The sequence below is a fragment of the Kitasatospora terrestris genome, assembly GCF_039542905.1.
Classification (GTDB): Bacteria; Actinomycetota; Actinomycetes; order Streptomycetales; family Streptomycetaceae; genus Kitasatospora; species Kitasatospora terrestris.
In genome coordinates, this window is sequence record NZ_BAABIS010000001.1 from 6,121,704 (window position 1) to 6,139,974 (window position 18,271).

At 72.9% G+C, this 18,271-nt stretch carries 18 protein-coding genes; 6 read left to right on the forward strand and 12 right to left on the reverse strand.

What is annotated here, in order from left to right; all coding sequences use genetic code 11:
* Positions 1–23: 23 nt before the first annotated feature.
* From mmsB to chvE, 3 genes are all read right to left on the reverse strand, one after another.
* Complete coding sequence (gene mmsB / locus ABEB06_RS28080; RefSeq protein WP_345699677.1) at positions 24–1,259, reverse strand: multiple monosaccharide ABC transporter permease; 1,236 nt, start codon at positions 1,257–1,259, stop codon at positions 24–26.
* A gap of 4 nt (positions 1,260–1,263) precedes the next feature.
* Entirely contained in the window at positions 1,264–2,811 is a 1,548-nt protein-coding gene (gene mmsA, locus ABEB06_RS28085) for a multiple monosaccharide ABC transporter ATP-binding protein (RefSeq protein ID WP_345699678.1), read from the reverse strand.
* A gap of 77 nt (positions 2,812–2,888) precedes the next feature.
* A complete protein-coding gene (chvE, locus tag ABEB06_RS28090) occupies positions 2,889–3,980 on the reverse strand; it encodes a multiple monosaccharide ABC transporter substrate-binding protein (RefSeq protein WP_345702015.1) in 1,092 nt (363 codons plus the stop codon).
* Between the two features lie 604 nt (positions 3,981–4,584).
* Between chvE and ABEB06_RS28095 the strand changes: the two genes are divergently transcribed.
* Both ABEB06_RS28095 and ABEB06_RS28100 read left to right on the forward strand, forming a co-directional pair.
* The gene (locus tag ABEB06_RS28095; RefSeq protein WP_345699679.1) at positions 4,585–6,030 is read left to right on the forward strand and encodes a glyceraldehyde-3-phosphate dehydrogenase; all 1,446 of its coding nucleotides are present in this window, start codon (positions 4,585–4,587) and stop codon (positions 6,028–6,030) included.
* 108 nt (positions 6,031–6,138) lie between these two features.
* Positions 6,139–6,315 carry an antitoxin gene (locus tag ABEB06_RS28100; RefSeq protein ID WP_345699680.1) on the forward strand — a complete coding sequence of 59 codons (177 nt, stop codon included), beginning with the start codon at positions 6,139–6,141 and terminating at the stop codon, positions 6,313–6,315.
* A gap of 95 nt (positions 6,316–6,410) precedes the next feature.
* On the opposite strand, the gene ABEB06_RS28105 is transcribed toward ABEB06_RS28100, so the two are convergent.
* The gene (locus ABEB06_RS28105) at positions 6,411–7,106 is read right to left on the reverse strand and encodes a type 1 glutamine amidotransferase domain-containing protein (protein ID WP_345699681.1); all 696 of its coding nucleotides are present in this window, start codon (positions 7,104–7,106) and stop codon (positions 6,411–6,413) included.
* Positions 7,107–7,377: 271 nt separating this feature from the next.
* Here ABEB06_RS28105 and ABEB06_RS28110 point away from each other — a divergent pair, with 271 nt between their 5' ends.
* Entirely contained in the window at positions 7,378–8,145 is a 768-nt protein-coding gene (locus ABEB06_RS28110; protein WP_345702016.1) for a helical backbone metal receptor, read from the forward strand.
* Between the two features lie 38 nt (positions 8,146–8,183).
* On the opposite strand, the gene ABEB06_RS28115 is transcribed toward ABEB06_RS28110, so the two are convergent.
* Entirely contained in the window at positions 8,184–8,987 is an 804-nt protein-coding gene (locus ABEB06_RS28115; RefSeq protein WP_345699682.1) for an alpha/beta hydrolase, read from the reverse strand.
* Positions 8,988–9,049: 62 nt separating this feature from the next.
* A complete protein-coding gene (locus ABEB06_RS28120; protein ID WP_345699683.1) occupies positions 9,050–9,715 on the reverse strand; it encodes a DUF4097 family beta strand repeat-containing protein in 666 nt (221 codons plus the stop codon).
* Positions 9,716–9,944: 229 nt separating this feature from the next.
* Here ABEB06_RS28120 and ABEB06_RS28125 point away from each other — a divergent pair, with 229 nt between their 5' ends.
* Positions 9,945–10,679: a GbsR/MarR family transcriptional regulator gene (locus ABEB06_RS28125; protein ID WP_345699684.1), complete on the forward strand. Its 735-nt coding sequence runs from the start codon at positions 9,945–9,947 to the stop codon at positions 10,677–10,679.
* 13 nt (positions 10,680–10,692) lie between these two features.
* On the opposite strand, the gene ABEB06_RS28130 is transcribed toward ABEB06_RS28125, so the two are convergent.
* From ABEB06_RS28130 to ABEB06_RS28155, 6 genes are read right to left on the reverse strand one after another with little or no spacing between them, the layout of a single operon-like run.
* A complete protein-coding gene (locus ABEB06_RS28130; protein ID WP_345699685.1) occupies positions 10,693–11,337 on the reverse strand; it encodes a TIGR03086 family metal-binding protein in 645 nt (214 codons plus the stop codon).
* Complete coding sequence (locus ABEB06_RS28135) at positions 11,334–11,810, reverse strand: SRPBCC family protein (protein ID WP_345699686.1); 477 nt, start codon at positions 11,808–11,810, stop codon at positions 11,334–11,336. Before ABEB06_RS28135 ends, ABEB06_RS28130 begins: the two co-directional genes overlap by 4 nt.
* Positions 11,770–12,156 carry an ArsR/SmtB family transcription factor gene (locus tag ABEB06_RS28140; protein WP_345699687.1) on the reverse strand — a complete coding sequence of 129 codons (387 nt, stop codon included), beginning with the start codon at positions 12,154–12,156 and terminating at the stop codon, positions 11,770–11,772. The genes ABEB06_RS28135 and ABEB06_RS28140 overlap by 41 nt, the downstream gene beginning before the upstream one ends.
* Before the next feature lie 32 nt (positions 12,157–12,188).
* Positions 12,189–12,923, reverse strand: a complete 735-nt coding sequence (locus ABEB06_RS28145; protein ID WP_345699688.1) for a (2Fe-2S)-binding protein — start codon at positions 12,921–12,923, stop codon at positions 12,189–12,191.
* Between the two features lie 23 nt (positions 12,924–12,946).
* Positions 12,947–13,840 carry a LysR family transcriptional regulator gene (locus ABEB06_RS28150; RefSeq protein ID WP_345699689.1) on the reverse strand — a complete coding sequence of 298 codons (894 nt, stop codon included), beginning with the start codon at positions 13,838–13,840 and terminating at the stop codon, positions 12,947–12,949.
* A 56-nt stretch (positions 13,841–13,896) separates the two neighbouring features.
* Positions 13,897–14,100, reverse strand: coding sequence for a hypothetical protein (locus ABEB06_RS28155; RefSeq protein WP_345699690.1), 204 nt, complete (start codon positions 14,098–14,100; stop codon positions 13,897–13,899).
* 134 nt (positions 14,101–14,234) lie between these two features.
* On the opposite strand from ABEB06_RS28155, the gene ABEB06_RS28160 reads away from it, so the two are divergent.
* Together ABEB06_RS28160 and ABEB06_RS28165 are read left to right on the forward strand one after the other, a co-directional pair.
* Positions 14,235–16,127 (forward strand): serine/threonine protein kinase, encoded by a 1,893-nt coding sequence (locus ABEB06_RS28160; protein WP_345699691.1) that lies wholly within the window; start codon positions 14,235–14,237, stop codon positions 16,125–16,127.
* A 94-nt stretch (positions 16,128–16,221) separates the two neighbouring features.
* Entirely contained in the window at positions 16,222–18,183 is a 1,962-nt protein-coding gene (locus tag ABEB06_RS28165; RefSeq protein WP_345699692.1) for an APC family permease, read from the forward strand.
* The last annotated feature ends 88 nt before the right edge of the window (positions 18,184–18,271 follow it).

Here is an 18,271-nt window from a genome sequence, read left to right on the forward strand (position 1 = left end):
GGGCCTCCCGCGCGGTCAGCGGGTCAGGAACCGACCTTGCGCTTGTTGTAGACGTCGAAGCCGACCGCCGCGAGCAGCACCAGGCCCTTGATCACCTGCTGGTAGTCGGTGCCGACGCCGACGATCGACATGCCGTTGTTGAGCACGCCGAGCACCAGGCCGCCGATGATCGCGCCGAGCACCGTGCCGACGCCGCCGGTCGCGGAGGCGCCGCCGATGAACGCCGCGGCGATGGCCTCCAGTTCGAAGTTGATGCCCGCCTGCGGGGTGCCGGCGTTCAACCGCGCGGCGAAGACCAGGCCGGCCAGCGCGGCCAGCACGCCCATGTTGACGAAGGCGAGGAAGACCACCCGCTTGCTCTTCACACCGGACAGCTTGGCCGCCGCCTCGTTGCCGCCGATCGCGTAGGTGTGGCGGCCGAGGATGGAGTTGCGCATCACGTAACCGAAGCCGACCAGCAGCGCGCCGAGGATCAGCAGCACGATCGGCACACCGTGGTAGCTGGCCAGCAGCAGCGTGAACACCAGCACCGCCGCCGCGATCGCGACCAGCTTGGCCGCGAACAGGCCGACGGGCAGCACCTCCAGGCCGTGCGAGGCGGCCTGGCGCCGTCCGCGCACCTCCTGCAGGACGGAGATCGCGAGCACTGCGAGGCCGAGCAGCAGGGTCAGGTTGTGGTAGTTGGTCTGCGGTCCGACCTCCGGCAGGAAGCCGCTGCTGATCTTCTGGAAGCCGGTCGGGAACGGTGCCACCGACTGGCCCTGCAGCAGGATCTGGGTGCCGCCGCGGAACAGCAGCATGCCGGCCAGCGTCACGATGAACGACGGGATGCCGATGTAGGCGATCCAGAAGCCCTGCCAGGCACCCGCCGCCGCACCGATCAGCAGCGCGGCGACCAGCGCGACCGGCCACGGCACCTGGTGCTTGACCATCATCACGGCGGCCGCCGCGCCGACGAACGCCGCCAGCGAACCGACCGAGAGGTCGATGTGCCCGGCGATGATGACGATCATCATGCCGATGGCCAGGATCAGGATGTAGCCGTTCTGCTGGATCAGGTTGGTGATGTTCAGCGGCTGCAGCAGGATGCCGTCGGTCCAGATCTGGAACAGCACCACGATCAGCGCGAGCGCGACCAGCATGCCGTACTGGCGGACGTTGCCGCGCAGCGCGGAGCCCAGCACCTCGCCGACCGATCGGCGGGCGGGCGCCGACGCACCGGCGGGCGGGGTCTGCGGGGTGGTCTCGGTCTGGGTCATGCCCTTACACCTGCTCGTCGTGGGGTACGGCGCTCATCGTCATGAGTCGCATCAGGGATTCCTGGGTGGCGTCGGCGCGGTCCACCTCGCCGGTGATCCGGCCCTCGGCCATGGTGTAGATCCGGTCGCACAGGCCGAGGAGTTCCGGCAGCTCGGAGGAGATCACCAGCACCGCCTTGCCCTGCTCGGCGAGGTCGGCGATCACCGTGTAGATCTCCGCCTTGGCGCCGACGTCGATGCCGCGGGTCGGCTCGTCCAGGATCAGCACCTCGGGACCGGCGAAGATCCACTTGCTGAGGACGACCTTCTGCTGGTTGCCGCCGCTGAGCTTCCCGGTCTCCGCGAACACCGAGGGAGCCTTGATGTTCATGGTCTTCCGGTAGGACTCGGCGACCCGCCGCTCCTCGTGCTGGTTCACCCAGCCGCGCCTGGCCACCTTGCCGAGCGCGCTCAGCGAGATGTTCCGGCTGATGTTGTCGCTCAGGTTGAGCCCGAGCTGCTTGCGGTCCTCGGTGACGTACGCGAGGCCGTGCGCGATCGCCTCCGGCACCGTGCGGGTGCGCACCTCGCGCCCGTCCAGCAGCACCCGGCCGCCGGTGTACCGGCCGTAGGAGCGCCCGAAGACGCTCATCGCGAGCTCGGTGCGCCCGGCGCCCATCAGGCCGGCGATGCCGACGATCTCGCCGCGCCGAACGTTCAGGGAGGCGTTGTCGACCACCTTGCGCTGGTGGTCGATCGGGTGCTGCACGGTCCAGTTCTCGACCGCGAAGGCGACCTCGCCGATCTGCGGGGTCCGCTCGGGGTAGCGGTGCTCCAGGTCGCGGCCGACCATGCCGCGGATGATCCGGTCCTCGGAGATGCCCTCGGCGCCGATCGCGATGGTCTCGATGGTCCGGCCGTCGCGCAGGATGGTCACCGAGTCGGCGACCCGGGCGATCTCGTTCAGCTTGTGCGAGATGATGATGCAGGAGATGCCCTGCGCCTTGAGCTCCAGGATCAGGTCGAGCAGCTTGCGGCTGTCCTCGTCGTTCAGCGCGGCGGTCGGCTCGTCCAGGATCAGCAGCTTCACCTCCTTCGCCAGGGCCTTGGCGATCTCGACGAGCTGCTGCTTGCCCACGCCGATGTCGGCGATCCGGGTCTGCGGGCTGTCGTGCAGGCCGACCCGCTCCAGCAGCTCCTTGGCGTGGGTGAGGGTGCGGTTCCAGCTGATCACGCCGCGCTTGGCGTGCTCGTTGCCGAGGAAGATGTTCTCGGCGATCGACAGGTACGGCACCAGGGCGAGCTCCTGGTGGATGATGACGATGCCGCGCTGCTCGCTGGCGCGGATGTCCTTGAACCGGCAGGGCTCGTCCTCGAAGAGGATCTCGCCCTCGTAGCTGCCGTGCGGGTAGACGCCGCTGACCACCTTCATCAGGGTGGACTTGCCGGCGCCGTTCTCACCGCAGATGGCGTGCACCTCGCCGGCGGCTACGCTGAGGTTGACGTCGGAGAGCGCCTTGACGCCCGGGAATGACTTGCTGATCGAACGCATCTCGAGGACCGGTCCGGCCATGGTTGCGCCATCCGTATCTCTGGGGGTGCGGTGGGCGGGGCGGCTCGCCGACCCGCCCACCGCACCGCTTCGGTCCGTTACTTGAGCTGGTCCGCGCTGTACTGGCCGCTGTCCACCAGCACCTTCGAGTAGTTCTCCTTGTCGACGCTGACCGGCTGCAGCAGGTAGGCGGGCACCGTCTTGGCGCCGTTCTCGTACTGGGTGGTGTCGTTGACCTCCGGCTTGCCGCCGGTGAGCACCGCGTCGCCCATCTGCACGGCCACCTTGGCCAGTTCGCGGGTGTCCTTGTAGACGGTCTGGGTCTGCTCGCCGGCGATGATCGACTTCACCGAGGCCAGCTCGGCGTCCTGACCGGTGACGATCGGCAGCGCCTTGCCCGCCGTACCGTAGCCGACGCCCTTGAGCGAGGACAGGATGCCGATCGAGATGCCGTCGTACGGCGACAGCACGGCATCGACCCGGGCCGAGGTGTACGACTTGCTCAGCAGGTTGTCCATCCGCGACTGCGCCACCCCGCCGTCCCAGCGCAGCGTGGCGACCTGGTTGAAGGCGGTCTGGCCGGACTGCACGACCACCTTCTTCTCGTCGATGTACGGCTTGAGCACGCTCATCGCACCGTTGAAGAAGAAGTTCGCGTTGTTGTCGTCCGGCGAGCCGGCGAACAGCTCGACGTTGAACGGGCCCTTGCCGTCCTTCAGGCCCAGCTTGTCGGCGATGTAGGTGCCCTGGAGGACACCGACCTTGTAGTTGTCGAAGGTCGCGTAGTAGTCGACGTTCTTGGTGCCGCGGATCAGCCGGTCGTAGGAGATCACCGGGATGTGGGCGTCGGCCGCCTTCTGCAGCACGTTGGTCAGCGAGGAGCCGTCGATGGCGGCGACCACCAGGAGCTTCGCACCCTTGGTGATCATGTTCTCGAGCTGGGCGACCTGGTTCTCCACCACGTTGTCGCCGTACTGCAGGTCGGTCTTGTACCCCTTGGCCTGGAACTCCTTGACCATGTTGTTGCCGTCGTTGATCCACCGCTCCGACGACTTGGTGGGCATCGCGATGCCCACCAGCCCGCCCTTGGCGTCTCCCTTGGCCGCGCCCGAGGCGCCGTCCCCGACGCCGTTGGCGCTCTGGCCGCAGGCGGCCAGGGACAGCGTGAGGCCCGCAGCGGCGAGGGCCATCGAAAGCTTGCGCACAGTTCCTCCAGTGATGTGCCGCGATCGGCGCGCGGCCTCGGCGTTTCACGAGTGTTAACGCTCACAGAAACCCCGTCAAGGGTTGTCGGGATCACCGTTAGGTCTCACAGGCGGCGCCTGCGGAGGGGGTTGACGGACTAATTGTTAGCGTTAACAATGGCGCCTGTGGAGGGTCGGTCCGCGGTCCGTCCGGATGGCCGGGATCCCGACGGTCCGGCCCGCGGGCGCCGCGGGCGTCGGCAACCGTCCGTCGCCGGTCCGGGAGCGGCCGGAGCGGCGACGGAGCGGCCGGGAGTGACCGGGAGTGGACATTTCCACCGGCGGGCGCCGGGCCCGGCACGCTCGGTGACCGCGGGGTCCGCAGCCTTGCTGTGAATTCGGCCACGTCGGCACCCCCGCCGGGCCGGGCCGGGGACCCCGTCCACGGCCCGTCAACCGAGCTCAGCGGCCGGGAAGTTGCCGGTAGCCGAGGAGTGGCCCCGCGGGCCGGCCGGGCGGACGGGGTGGAGTGTGACGTAGGCCGCTGGTCAGCGGAAAAGGCTCGAACGTTAACATGGCCCCACCCTCCTCTAGCTCGAAAGATGGACTTGTGACTGTCAACGACGACGTGTTCACGGACTGGATCAACCGCGAGGAGATCGCGGAGTCGATGATCCCGATCATTGGGCGACTGCACCGGGAGCGGGACGTGAACGTCCTGGTCCACAGCCGTTCCCTGGTGAACAAGTCGGTGATCAGCATCCTGAAGACTCACCGATTCGCCCGCCAGATCGACGGCGAGGAGCTGTCGGTCACCGAGACGCTGCCGTTCCTGAGCGCGCTCACCACGCTGGACCTCGGCCCCTCCCAGATCGACATCGGCATGCTCGCCGCGATGTACAAGTCCGACGACCGCGGTCTGTCGGTGGAGGAGTTCACCGCGCAGGCGGTGGCGGGTGCGCTGGGTGACAACAAGCTGGAGCGCCGCGAGGGCCGCGACGTCGTGCTGTACGGCTTCGGCCGGATCGGCCGCCTGCTGGCCCGCCTGCTGGTCGAGAAGGCCGGCGGCGGCAACGGCCTGCGGCTGCGCGCGATCGTGGTCCGCAACAGCGGTGGCGACGACCTGGTGAAGCGCGCCTCGCTGCTGCGCCGCGACTCGATCCACGGCCAGTTCTCGGGCTCCATCACGGTGGACGAGGCCAACAACAAGATCGTCGCGAACGGCAACGAGATCCAGGTGATCTACTCCAACGACCCGTCCGAGGTGGACTACACCGCGTACGGGATCAAGGACGCGATCCTGATCGACAACACCGGCCGCTGGCGCGACCGCGAGGGCCTGTCCAAGCACCTGCGCCCCGGCATCGCCAAGGTCGTGCTGACCGCCCCGGGCAAGGGCGACGTCCCGAACATCGTGCACGGCGTCAACCACGACACCGTGAAGCCGGACGAGCAGATCATCTCCTGCGCGTCCTGCACCACCAACGCGATCGTCCCGCCGCTGAAGGCGATGGCGGACAAGTACGGCGTGCTCCGCGGCCACGTGGAGACCGTCCACTCGTTCACCAACGACCAGAACCTGCTGGACAACTTCCACAAGGCCGACCGTCGCGGCCGTTCCGCGCCGATGAACATGGTGATCACCGAGACCGGTGCCGCCTCGGCCGTCGCCAAGGCCCTGCCGGAGCTCAAGGCGAAGATCACCGGCAGCTCGATCCGCGTCCCCGTGCCGGACGTCTCGATCGCGATCCTGAACCTGCAGCTGGCCACCGAGACGGACCGCGAGGACGTCCTGGAGTACCTGCGGAACATCTCGCTGACCTCGCCGCTGAAGCGCCAGATCGACTTCACCACGGCGCCGGACGCGGTCTCCAGCGACTTCATCGGCTCGCGGCACGCCTCGATCGTGGACGCCGGTGCGCTGAAGGTGGAGGGCGACAACGCCATCCTCTACCTGTGGTACGACAACGAGTTCGGCTACTCCTGCCAGGTGGTCCGGGTCGTCCAGCACGTCTCCGGCGTCGAGTACCCGACTTTCCCGGCCCCGGCGGTCTGACCCGGCCCCCGGGCCCGGCGTCCGTCACACGGATGGCGTACTACCTGGGCGGACCCCTGCTCCTGCGGTGAAGGTGGGAGCGGGGGTCACCGCCGAGGAGGCACCAGGATGTCGATGATGGACAAGCTCAAGCAGATGCTCAAGGGCCACGAGGACCAGGCCGACAAGGCCGTGGACAAGGCCGGTGACATGGCCGACGAGAGGACCGGCGGCCAGTACAGCGGCCAGGTCGACATGGCTCAGGACAAGGCCAAGGAGCAGTTCCGCGACGAACCTCCGCAGTGACCGGTGGACGCGGCGGATGCCCGGCAACCCCCAGGGGTTGCCGGGCATCCGTGCGTTCCGGGCGGTGTGCGCCCGCTCCGGGCCGTCCCGGGCGGTCAGGCCAGCTTGCCGAGCAGCTCGGCCGCGACCGGTGCGGAGGAGGCCGGGTTCTGCCCGGTGACCAGGTTGCGGTCGACCACCACGTGCGGGGCCCACGGCTCGCCGTTGCGGACGTCCACGCCCGCCTCGACCAGGCGGGTCTCCAGCAGCCACGCCGCCCGCTCGGCGAGGCCGGCCAGCGTCTCCTCGGTGTTGCTGAACGAGGTCGCCCGGTAGCCGGCGAAGGCGTTGGTGCCGTCCGCGGTGACCGCCGCGAGCAGCGCGGCCGAACCGTGGCAGACCACGCCCAGCGGGCGGCCGGACGCCAGCGCGTCGACCAGCAGGCGGCCGGAGTCCGGGTCCGCCGACAGGTCCTCCATCGGGCCGTGGCCGCCCGGGTAGAACACGGCCGCGTACTCGTCGAGCTTCACCTCGTCCAGGCCGATCGGCTGCCGCAGCTCGGGCATCGCGGCGAGCGCCCGCTCGATCCGGGCGGCGCCCTCCGGTCCGCCGTTGGCCTCGGGCGACAGGCTGCCCCGGTCGACGGTCGGGACCACCCCGCCCGGGGTGGCGACGACGACCTGGTGCCCGGCGGCGGTGAACGCCTCGTACGGGGTCACCGCCTCCTCCGCCCAGTAGCCGGACGGGTGCTCGGTGCCGTCGGCCAGGGTCCAGTGGTCGGCGCCGGTCATCACGAAAAGGATCTTTGACATCGGGTGCTGCTCCGCTCGTCTGGTGCGCGGTCGGTACGGGTACGTCCTCGACCGTAGGCCGGGTACCCGCGGGCCCGCCAATGCGCGGGCCGATGGGTGGTATCGGACGGCCGATGGGTCGGCGGTGCGGGTGGCGTAGGGTCGGACCGTGTCCGCCACCGGTTCCGCACCCGCCCCCGACGACGCGTCCGCCCCCGACGGCGCGTCCGCCCCCGACGGCGCGTCCGCCCCCGACTCCGCCTCCGACGCCGCCACCGGCGGGGAGCGGTTGCTGCGGGACGACCTGGGCGCCGGGGTCCGGCTCGGCGCGGTGCGCCGGGTGGTGTCCCTGGTGCCCTCGCTCACCGAGGCGATCGCCGAGAGCGCGCCCGGCCTGCTGGTCGGCGCCACCGACTGGTGCAGCCACCCGGCGGAGCTGGACGTGGCGCGGATCGGCGGCACCAAGAACCCGGACGTGGCGCGGATCGTCGCGCTGCGGCCGGACCTGGTGGTCGCCAACGAGGAGGAGAACCGGGCGGTCGAACTCGACGCGCTCCGGGCCGCCGGGGTGCCGGTCTGGGTGACCCGGATCCGGACGCTGGACGAGGCGTTCGACTCGCTGGAGCGGATGCTGGCCGGCGCGTGCGGACTGCCCGCGCAGCCCTGGCTCGCCGAGGCGCGCCGGGCGTGGGCCGGGCTTCCGCGGCCGGCGGGCGAGCCGGTCCGGGCGGTGGTGCCGATCTGGCGGCGGCCGTGGATGGTGCTGGGCCGCGACACCTTCGCCGGGGACCTGCTGCGCCGGCTCGGCGTCGAGCAGTTGTACGCGGACCACGCGGAGCGCTACCCGGCCGTTCCGCTGGAGGAGCTGCGGGCATCGGGGCCGGAGCTGGTGGTGCTGCCGGACGAGCCGTACCGCTTCACGGCGACGGACGGACCGGAGGCCTTCCCCGGGGTGCCGGCGGCCCTGGTCGGCGGCCGCCACCTGACCTGGTACGGGCCCTCGCTGGTGACGGCACCGGCGGTGCTGGCCCGGCAACTGGCGGACACCGTGCGGGAGTAGGACCCCGTGGCGGACGGCGGTGCCGTTCGCCACGGGGGTCAGCCGAGCGGGAGCTCCCGGACGGCGGCGACCTCGCGGACCGCCTCGGCCAGCGCCCGGAAGTCCTTGCGCAGGATCTTCGAGTGGTTGCTGGGGACCTTGGCGGAGACCCGGATGTTGGGCCGACGGGCCAGCACCGGTTCGATGTTGGCGCGGATCGACTCCATCAGCCCGGCCTCGCCGCCGAGGTTGCCGCCGGTGGCGAGCACGTACCGGACCGGTGTGCTCACCCGGTCGAAGACCGGGTCGATGGCGGCCGGTGCGAGCAGCTCGTTGATCTCGATGTTGATCTCGGCGTGCTGCGCGGCGCTCATCCGCGCGGCCATGCCGATCCGGCGGGCGACCGGGAAGAGCGGGCTGAGCCGGCGGAACAGCCTGCGGATCTGCACCTTGGTCTCCTCGGTCAGCCACTCGTGCGGGAGGGCGCCGTCGACGGAGACCACCCCGGCGACCCGGTCCGGGTGCCGTGCGGCCCAGTGGATCGCCAGGGCCGCGCCGTAGGACCAGCCGATCAGGATCGGCCGTTCCACGCCCCGCGCGGTGAGCACCGCGTCGAGGTCGCGCAGGCAGGCCTCGAAGGAGTAGTCCGAGGAGGTCCGGGACCTGCCGCGGGCGCGCTCGTCGTAGCTGATGTGCCGGAAGCCGTCGCCGAGTTCGGCGATCACCCGGCGCCAGTGCGACTGGTCGGCGTACGAGCCGTTGAGGTAGACCACCGGGCGGCCGGTGCCGCCGGTGTCGGTGACCGCGAGGGCGGTGTCCTCGATCGCGACCGTGCCGGACCAGGGGGAGTGCGCGGTGCTCATGGAGGTGTTCATGGGGGTGGCTGCCTTTCGGGAGTGGTGGGGGAGGCGGGGGCGCCGCCGGCTCAGAGGCTGCGGGCGGTGATGTCGCCGTGGCCGGTGGTGGCGCTGATGGTGAGGCCGGGAGTGCCGTCGTTGCGGAGGGCGTTGCCGATCCGGCCGTGGCCGGTGCCGGCGTCGAGGACGGCGGAGACGCCGCGGGCGGCGCCCACCGTCACGTCGCCGGACCGGGTGCGCAGCACGACCGCGCCGTGCACCGCCTTGGCCACGCCGATGTCGCCGTGGTCGGTGCTGATCCCGGCCGGGCCGCCGAGCCGGCCGACGGTGATGTCGCCGGCCAGCACGGTGAGGTGGGCGGCCGCGGTCTCGGCGAGCTCGACCGCGGCGCGGTCGGCGGTCAGGGTGACGTCGCCGAGCCGGCCGGTGCCGCGCACGTCGGCGTCGGAGACCTTCGCCTCGACGTGCGAGCCGGCCGGCAGCCGGACGGTGATCTCGACGCTGCCGATGGGGCCCACGAGCCGGTGCCGGGCCGGGGCGGCGGCGATCCGCAGCACGCCGCCGGCGTAGTCGACCGAGGTCCGCTCGGCGGCGGTGACGTCGCGGCCCTTCGCGGCGTCGGCGGGCCGGACCTCGACGGTGGCGTCGGCGCGGTCGTCCGCCACGAGGCGGATCCGGCCGGCCGGCAGGTCGATGACGGTGGTGATCGGGGCGGTGGTGGCGAAGGTCTGCATCTCTGGGTCCCGTCTCTGCGGAGCGGCGTTTCTGATGCTGGAAACGCTACGTTGCGATCAGGGAACTGGCAACGAATTCGTTGCGATATTTAGGCATCGATGCAGGTTAAAGTGGTGAAATTGTTGCAATGGGGCTGGAAACAACGCAACGTCAGGCCAGGCGTGCGTTGCAATGGAAAGAGAGTGAACGCTATGCTGGCCGCCACCACGGACCATGAAGGAGACCGCGATGCCGGGAGGCAGACTCACCCAGCCGGAACGCCAGCAGATCGCGCTGGGCCTGGCCGACGGCCTCGCCTACGCGGAGATCGCCCGGCGGCTCGACCGGCCCACCTCGACGGTCACCCGCGAGGTGATGCGCAACGGCGGCCCCAACGGCTACCGTGCCGACCTCGCCCACCGCGCCACCGAGCAGCGGGCCCACCGCCGCCGGCCCGCGGCCGCACGCGGCCCCAAGGCGCCCGCGCAGCCGTACGGGCGCGACTCCGAGGCGGTGCGCGCGTACGAGGAGGTGTTCACCACGGTGCTGATGGGTTCGGGCATGTCCAAGATGCCCGCCCGGATCCTGGTCGCGCTCTACACCAGCGACACCGGCAGCCTCGGCGCCTCCGAGCTCGCCCAGCGCCTCCAGGTCAGCCCGGCGTCGGTCTCCAAGGCGGTCGCCTTCCTCGACGGCCAGGGGCTGGTCCGGCGGGAGCGCGACGAGCGGCGCCGGGAGCGGTACATCGTCGACGACGACGTCTGGTACCGCTCCACCATGGCCACCGCCCGCTCCACCGCCGAACTCGTCGCCACCGCCCGGCAGGGCGTCGCCGTCCTCGGCCCGGAGACGCCGGCCGCCGAGCGGCTGGAGAACATCGCCCGTTTCGTCGACTTCATCTCGGAGAGCATCGCCCGCGCCGCGGAGCAGGCCCGCGAGGTCCTCCACACCAGGCCCGCGCCGCCCCGGGACGACCAGGAGTAGGCGGCCGAGGGGATCAGCCCGCGGCGTCGACCGGCTGCCAGGCCGGGGAACGGCCGGTCAGGGCGAGCAACCGGGTGAACGGCGAGGCGTCGTCGGAGGTGGGCACCGGCGGGCCGAACAGGCCCGGGATGCCGTCCGGTTGCCGGTCGACCACCGCGTGGACCCAGCCGAGGGCCGCGGCCACCGCCCCGGCCAGGGCCGGGTCCTCGCCCGGGTAGTGCCGGCCGGTCGCGACGGCGAGCTCCCAGCCGTGCACCACGACCTCGTCCACGGCGGAGGCGCCGGCCGCCGCGGCCGGCATCTCGCCGCCGCCGATCCGGGTGCTGCCCTCCCAGGCGGCCGCGGGGTGCCAGGCCTCGGCGAGTGCGTCCAGCCGCCGCGGCAGCCGCTCCCGCCAGTCGGTGCCGAGCCGGGACGCGTCCGGCACCCGGGCCCGGCCGCCGTCCGGGTGCTGCGTCTTGGTGCCCGCGGCGGCGAACGCGACGCACAGGCCGTCGATGTGGTCGAGCAGTTCGCCGACGGTCAGCCCGCCGCAGGGCGTCGGCAGGCCGAGCTGCTCGTCCCGGACGCCGCGGACGAGCTCCGCCAGCGCCGAGGTGGCCGGCCGCAGGTCGGGGTTCGCGCCGGGGTTCACGGCGGAGTCCACGCCGGGGTTCACGCCGCCACCGCCGCGGCCAGGCGGTCGAGCAGGGCGTCCCAGCCGCCGGCCGCCTGCGAGGCGGCCTCGGGCAGGGCCTCGGCGAGGGCCCCCAGGTGCTCGTGCAGCAGGACCAAGCGGGTGCCGCCGCCGGGAGCCGGGTGCAGGGTGACCGTCAGCAGTGAGTCGAAGTGCGGCCCCTCCTCGCGGCCGGAGCCGGTGAAGCCCCAGCGCAGGACGATCCGCTCGTCCGGCACCAGCTCCAGCAGTTCGGCCTCGAAGCCGTCGACCGGCACGTCCGGCCGGGGCTGATGGACCCGGTAGCGGCCGCCGACCCGCTCGTCGATCTCGGCCCGGACCGGTGCCGGCCCGCCCGGGGCCAGCCACCGGCGGACGAGCTGCGGATCGAGCCAGGCCCGGTAGACGGCGTGCGGCGGCGCGGCGAGCGTGCGCTCACGCCTGATCGTCGGGAAGGGAACGGTGGCGGACGGCATGCTGGGCCTCCTCGTCGAGAGCGGTCGCTTGCTCCAGAACGTCCTGCAGGGAGTCGAGGCGCTCGTCCCAGAAGCGCTCGGCGAAGCGCAGCCACGCGGCCGCGTCGGAGAGCGGGCCGGGCCGCAGGCGGCACAGGTGGCGGCGGCCGGTGACGGTCCGTCGCACGAGCCCGGCCTGTTCGAGCACCTTCACGTGCTTCGACGCCGCCGCGAGGGACATCTGCAGCGGCGCGGCGAGTTCTCCCACGGTGAGCTCGCCGGCCGCGAGCCGGCGCAGCATGTCCCGTCGCGCGTCGTGCGCGAGGGCGTGGAAGACCGCGTCCAGCGCCGGAGCACCTTCAACCATGTGGTTGACGATACGTGCCCCGCGGCAGACGTTCAACCATGTGGTTGAGGATTGCGGGCCGGCGCCCGGTCGAAGACGCAGTCGCCGCAGATGCCGCCGCCGGTGACGCGGTAGTACAGGCAGCAGGAGGTGCGCCGGAAGCGCGGTGGACCGCCGGGGGCGAGGGTGCCGGTGCCGAGCAGCGGCGGGCGCTCCAGCAGGGAGCGGACCAGGGAGTCGGCGGCGCGGGCGGCGCCGGCCTGCCGCAGGACGGGGTCGGCGGTGATCATCCGGGCGGCGCCGGCCAGCGCGGAGGCGCTGTTGCCGTCGAGCAGGCGGGTCGCCAGCGGGGCGTGGGAGCGGACGGCGTCGGAGAGCGGGCCGAGGTTGGCGGTGGTGACGGCGCGGTGCAGCTCCTCGGCGGGGTCCGGCGCCGGGGCGCCGGGCGCGGGTGGCAGCCAGAGGTCGAGCGGTCCGGTCGGCGGCAGGTGGAAGTGGGCCAGGTCCGGGCCGAGTTCGGGCACGGCCCCGGTGAGTGCGGCGTGGCCGAGGGCGACCGACCAGAGCCGGGCGGCGAGGCCGAGGTGCACCACCGAGACGGCGACCCGTGCCTCCCTGGTGCCCAACTGCCGTGCGGCGGCAGCGAACTTGGCGGCGAGCGGGGTGCCGGGTCCGGGTGCGTACAGCTCGCGCAGCGGCCGGAAGCCGGGCGGCGGCGCGTCGCCGGCGCGCACGGTGAAGTACGGGCCGAGCCGGCCGAGCAGGAAGAGCGGCGGTTCGGGGTGCAAGCGGTCCTCCGGGGGCGGTGCGGTCACTGCGCGCGGGCGGCGGCCAGCAGCCGCTCGCGGACCAGGGCGGTGTGCGGGTTGGCGGAGCCGGTGGGGTGCTGCACCAGGTAGGCGGTGTTGATCGGCGGGTCCTCGGGGTGGTGGAGCACCCGCAGGGCGCCGGAGGCGAGTTCGGCCCGGCACAGGTAGGACGGCAGGACCGTCCAGCCGGCGCCGGCGGCCACCGCGGCCAGCACGCCGCGCAGGTCGGGCACGGTGAGCGCGGCCGCCGTCTGCAGCCGGCGGTCGAACACGTGCCGCCAGTAGCGGCGCAGGATGGGCAGGTCCGCGGCGTACCCGACCGGCGGGACGCGGTCGAGCGCGCCGGGCAGCTCGCGGCCGGCCAGCCGGTCCGCCCAGACGGGGGCGGCGACCAGGACGAACTCCTCGTCGGCGAGCGGTTCGGCGTACAGGGTGCGGCCGCGCGGGCGCTGGGTGGCGACGACCAGGTCGTGCCGGCCGGCGCGCAGCGCGGTCAGCAGCGGGTCGGTCAGGCCGGTGGCGACCTCGATCCGGACGCCGTCGGCGACCAGCGGGGCGAGCGCGGGGAGCAGCACCGTCCCGAGGAACTCGGCGGGCCCGGCGAGGCGGACCGGCTCCGGCCCGGCGTCCGGGGATCCGCCGATCGTGCCGGCGAGCGCGTCCAGCGGGCCGGCGACGCGGACGGCGAGGGCGTCGGCGTGCGGCAGCGGGGCGGCGCCGCGGGCCCGGCGCTCGAAGAGCGGGCCGCCCAGTCGCTCCTCCAGGGCCCGGACCTGCGCGGTGACGGTGGACTGGGAGAGGCCGAGCTGCTGGGCGGCGGCGGTGAAGGAGCCGGAGCGGTGGACGGCGAGGAACGTGCGCAGCAGGTTCAGGTCCAGGGCCGGCCGATCGTTCATGGAGGCGAGCGTACGGGAGTGCCGGCCCCGGACCGGCCGGGGCGACGGGCGCGGCCTCAGTCCTGATCGGACCGCCAGACCGCGTTGTTGTGCTCGGCCCGCTGCAGGGCGTGCCCGGCCACCTCGGCGCTCGGGAACGGTCCCAGCAGGGAGGTGACCGGGCACTGGTAGTCGCGCTCCACCCGGTGGTGGTCCAGGCAGAAGAACCACTCCTGGGGAGTGCCGGTCTCGCCGTCCAGCGCCGCCACGTCGTCGTTCACGGTGTGCTCCTCTCGGTCGGACCCCACGCCGCGATCATGCTGCGACCGGTCCGATCCCGCCCGCCGGGGCGGCCGTTGGTGTACCCGGGCGGCTCTGGCAGACTGACCGCGAGCTGACGGATCTTCAGTGGGACATGACAACGGGGGCTGGCATGTGGGGTCGGGGCACCGTGCTGGGCGGGCGCTACACGCTCGTCGAGCGGATCGGCGGCGGCGCGATGGGCGACGTCTGGCAGGCCGAGGACGGGGTGCTGGAACGCCGGGTCGCGGTGAAGATCCTGCTCCCCGCCCTGCTGGACGACGAGCGCTTCGCCCGGCGCTTCCGCCGTGAGGCGCGGATCGTCGCCGGGCTGAGCCACCCCGGCGTGGTCGACGTCCACGACTACGGCGAGAGCGAGACCGGACCCGGCAGCGGTCCGGCCGCGTACATCGTGATGGAGCTGGTCGAGGGCGAGCCGCTGCACGAGGTGCTGGCCGCGCGTGGCCCACTGCCCGTCGAGCAGGCCCTCGACCTGGTCGCCCAGGCAGCCGAGGCGCTGCACGAGGCGCACGGCAAGGACGTGGTGCACCGCGACATCAAGCCCTCCAACCTGATGCTGCGCCGGGACGGGCGGATCACCGTCACGGACTTCGGCATCGCCCGCGCCGAGGGCGGGACGAAGATCACCGCCACCCACGCGGTGCTCGGCACCGCCCTGTACGTGGCGCCCGAGCAGGCCGAGGGCCGGGCGGTGACGCCCGCGAGCGACCTCTACTCGCTCGGCGCGGTCTGCTACGAACTGCTCACCGGAGAGCCGCCGTTCACCGGCGAAGCGGTCCTGGAGGTGGTGCTCAAGCACATCCGGGAGCCCGCGCCGGAGCTGCCGGAGGGCTTCCCGCCGGCGGTCCGCGCGTTCGTCGCCCGGGCGCTGCGGAAGGAGCCGGAGGAGCGGCACCCGGACGCCGCGGCGATGGCCGCCGCCGCGCGGGCCGCGGCCGCCGGTCGGACGGTCGTGGAGCCGGTGCCCGCCGTGGAGCCGGTGCCCGCTGTGGAGCCGGAGCCTGCCGCGCCCGCGCCGGCCGCGCCCGCGGGCCCGGCGCCGGTGGTGGAGGCGGCGACGCAGGCCGGCGGCGGGCGGCCCCGGCGGCGCGGGATCCTGGTGCCGCTGGTGGTGCCGGTGGTGATCTCGGTCGGCGCGGGCACCGTGTGGATGGTGGAGGCCGCGCCGTTCCGTACCGACCAGGGCGGCCGGCAGGGCACGGCGAGCGCGCCCCTCACTCCGGGTGGCGGCTCCGGCTCCGGTGCCGCGGCGGGGTCCACGGCGCCCGGCGGCTCGGCCGCACCCTCCGCGGCCGGGGACGTGCCGCCGGGCGCGGCGTCCGGCGCGGCGGCGGGCGGGACGCAGCCGGGTGCGGAGGCGGGCGGTGCCGCGGCCGGAGGCGTCGGCGCGGGTACGGGCGCGGGGGCGGGTGCCGGTACGGGTACCGGCTCCGGCTCGGGTGCCGGTTCGGGCTCGGGCTCGGGCTCCGGTGCGGCGGCCGGGGGCGGCGGCGCGGCAGCCGGGGGCGGCGGGAGCACCCCGACGCGGACCGCGCAGCCCGCGCCGTCCACGCCCGCACCCGGGCCGACCCGGCCCGCCAACTGCGGCGGCGACCACTGGGGCGACATCGTCAACGTCGGCTCGGGCCGCAAGCTCGGGCCGGCCACCGACAGCCTCACCGACAACACCCCGGTGCTGATGGGCGGTCGGAGCCAGTACGGCTGGGTGCGGGAGTTCGGGTCCTTCGACGGGTTCCGGGTGTGCAACCTGGGTTCGCCGGCACTCGCCTTCCAGGCCACCTTCGACGGCTCGGCGCCGCCGGTCGTGCTCGGCACCACGTTCCCGAACACCACCTCCTGGCGGCTCGCCGACGCCGGCGGCGGCACGTACTACATCAAGGACTTCCAGGGGCAGTACTGCCTGACCGACAACGGCGCCGGGCGCCAGCCCGTCCTCCAGGCCTGCACGCCGGGCAACGGCGCGCAGCGCTTCCGGGTGCCGTCCTGACCTGCGGCGCGTGGCGACTGATCTCCGGTCAGGCGGTCGCATAGTCTGACCCCGCCGCCCGCCCGACGGGGCGGCGGAGCCGACGGGAGGACATGTGGTCGCCGCCGCACCGGTCGAGGGGGGTTCGGCGCGCAGCCGGTTCCGCGCGTGGCTGCTGGAGGGCCTGTCCGACATGGCCAAGCAGCACCCAGGACCGCACGCCCAGACGCCGCCCGAGCACAAGGGGCAGCGCTGGTGGAAGGTCATGTGCCTGACCGGCCTGGACTACTTCTCCACGCTCGGCTACCAGCCGGGCATCGCCGCCCTCGCGGCCGGGGCGCTGTCGCCGGTGGCGACCGTCGTGCTGGTGATGGTGACCCTGTTCGGCGCGCTGCCGGTGTACCGGCGGGTGGCCCAGGAGAGCCCGCACGGCGAAGGGTCGATCGCCATGCTGGAGCGGCTGCTGTCGTTCTGGAAGGGCAAGCTGTTCGTGCTGGCCCTGCTGGGCTTCGCGGCCACCGACTTCCTGATCACCATCACGCTGTCCGCCGCCGACGCCACCGCCCACCTGGTGGAGAACCCGCACCTGAGCAGCGCGCTCGACGGCAAGCAGGTGCTGATCACCCTGCTGCTGATCTCGCTGCTCGGCGCGGTGTTCCTGAAGGGCTTCGGCGAGGCGATCGGCCTGGCGGTCGGCCTGGTCGCGGTCTACCTGGCGCTGAACGTGGTGGTGATCGCGGTCGGGCTGTGGCACGTGCTGACCGATCCGGGCCTGATCGGCGACTGGACGGACGCGCTCTCCGCCGAGCACAGCAGCCCGCTCGCCATGATCGGCGTCGCCCTGGTGGTCTTCCCCAAGCTGGCGCTCGGCCTGTCCGGCTTCGAGACCGGGGTCGCGGTGATGCCGCACATCGAGGGCGACCGGGACGACACCGAGGAGAAGCCGACCGGGCGGATCCGCGGCGCCCGCAAGCTGCTCACCACCGCAGCGCTGATCATGAGCGTCGCCCTGATCACCACCAGCTTCATCACCACCCTGCTCATCCCCGAGTCCGCCTTCGAGCCGGGCGGCGCGGCCAACGGACGGGCGCTCGCGTACCTGGCGCACGAGTACCTGGGCGGTGCGTTCGGCTCCGTCTACGACCTGTCGACCATCCTGATCCTGTGGTTCGCCGGCGCCTCGGCGATGGCCGGACTGCTCAACCTGATGCCGCGCTACCTGCCCCGGTACGGCATGGCCCCGCACTGGGCGCGGGCCGTGCGCCCGATGGTCCTGGTGCTCACCGCCATCGCCTTCCTGGTCACCTGGATCTTCGACGCCAGCGTCGACGCCCAGGGCGGCGCCTACGCCACCGGCGTCCTGGTGCTGATCACCTCGGCGGCGATCGCGGTGACCATCGCCGCGCACGCCGCCCGGCAGCGCCGCTGGACCGTCGGCTTCGCGGTGATCGCCGCGGTCTTCGTCTACACCACGGCGGCCAACATCGCCGAGCGGCCGGACGGCGTGAAGATCGGAGCCTGCTTCATCGCCGCCATCATCCTGGTCTCGATCGCCTCCCGGCTCGCCCGGGCCTTCGAGCTCCGCGTCACCGACGTGGTCCTGGACGGGGTCGCCGACCGCTTCGTCCGGGACACCGCGCACCGCACCATCCGGCTGATCGCCAACGAGCCGAACAGCCGCGACCTCTCCGAGTACCGCGACAAGGCGCACCAGATCCGCACCGACAACGACCTGCCGGCCGAGGACGACCTGGTCTTCGTCGAGGTGACGGTGCTCGACCCGTCCGACTTCGAGGCGGAGCTGCGGGTCCGCGGCGAGGTGCTGCACGACCGGTACCGGGTGCTGACCCTGGAGCACTCCAGCGTGCCGAACGCACTCGCCGCGCTGCTGCTGCACGTCCGCGACCGCACCGGGCAGCAGCCGCACATCTACTTCGAGTGGACCGAGGGCAACCCCTTCGCGCAGTTCCTGCGGTTCTTCCTGTTCGGGCAGGGCGAGGTCGCGCCGGTCACCCGCGAGGTGCTCCGCGAGGCCGAGCCCGACCGCACCCGCCGCCCCCGCGTCCACGTCGGCTGACCCGGGACGCCTGACCGCGGGGGTGCGCCGGAGGGGGTGTGCCTGACAGGATCCCCTCCGGCGCGGACGCCGGTCGGTGCGTCCCCGT

What these genes read in the sequence shown, in the direction of transcription:
- mmsB (WP_345699677.1), bottom strand. Translation starts at nt 1,259, where the DNA reads ATGACCCAGACCGAGACCACCCCGCAGACCCCGCCCGCCGGTGCGTCG.
- mmsA (WP_345699678.1), bottom strand. Translation starts at nt 2,811, where the DNA reads ATGGCCGGACCGGTCCTCGAGATGCGTTCGATCAGCAAGTCATTCCCG.
- chvE (WP_345702015.1), bottom strand. Translation starts at nt 3,980, where the DNA reads ATGGCCCTCGCCGCTGCGGGCCTCACGCTGTCCCTGGCCGCCTGCGGC.
- ABEB06_RS28100 (WP_345699680.1), top strand. Translation starts at nt 6,139, where the DNA reads ATGTCGATGATGGACAAGCTCAAGCAGATGCTCAAGGGCCACGAGGAC.
- ABEB06_RS28105 (WP_345699681.1), bottom strand. Translation starts at nt 7,106, where the DNA reads ATGTCAAAGATCCTTTTCGTGATGACCGGCGCCGACCACTGGACCCTG.
- ABEB06_RS28115 (WP_345699682.1), bottom strand. Translation starts at nt 8,987, where the DNA reads ATGAGCACCGCGCACTCCCCCTGGTCCGGCACGGTCGCGATCGAGGAC.
- ABEB06_RS28120 (WP_345699683.1), bottom strand. Translation starts at nt 9,715, where the DNA reads ATGCAGACCTTCGCCACCACCGCCCCGATCACCACCGTCATCGACCTG.
- ABEB06_RS28125 (WP_345699684.1), top strand. Translation starts at nt 9,945, where the DNA reads ATGCCGGGAGGCAGACTCACCCAGCCGGAACGCCAGCAGATCGCGCTG.
- ABEB06_RS28135 (WP_345699686.1), bottom strand. Translation starts at nt 11,810, where the DNA reads ATGCCGTCCGCCACCGTTCCCTTCCCGACGATCAGGCGTGAGCGCACG.
- ABEB06_RS28140 (WP_345699687.1), bottom strand. Translation starts at nt 12,156, where the DNA reads ATGGTTGAAGGTGCTCCGGCGCTGGACGCGGTCTTCCACGCCCTCGCG.
- ABEB06_RS28150 (WP_345699689.1), bottom strand. Translation starts at nt 13,840, where the DNA reads ATGAACGATCGGCCGGCCCTGGACCTGAACCTGCTGCGCACGTTCCTC.
- ABEB06_RS28160 (WP_345699691.1), top strand. Translation starts at nt 14,235, where the DNA reads ATGACAACGGGGGCTGGCATGTGGGGTCGGGGCACCGTGCTGGGCGGG.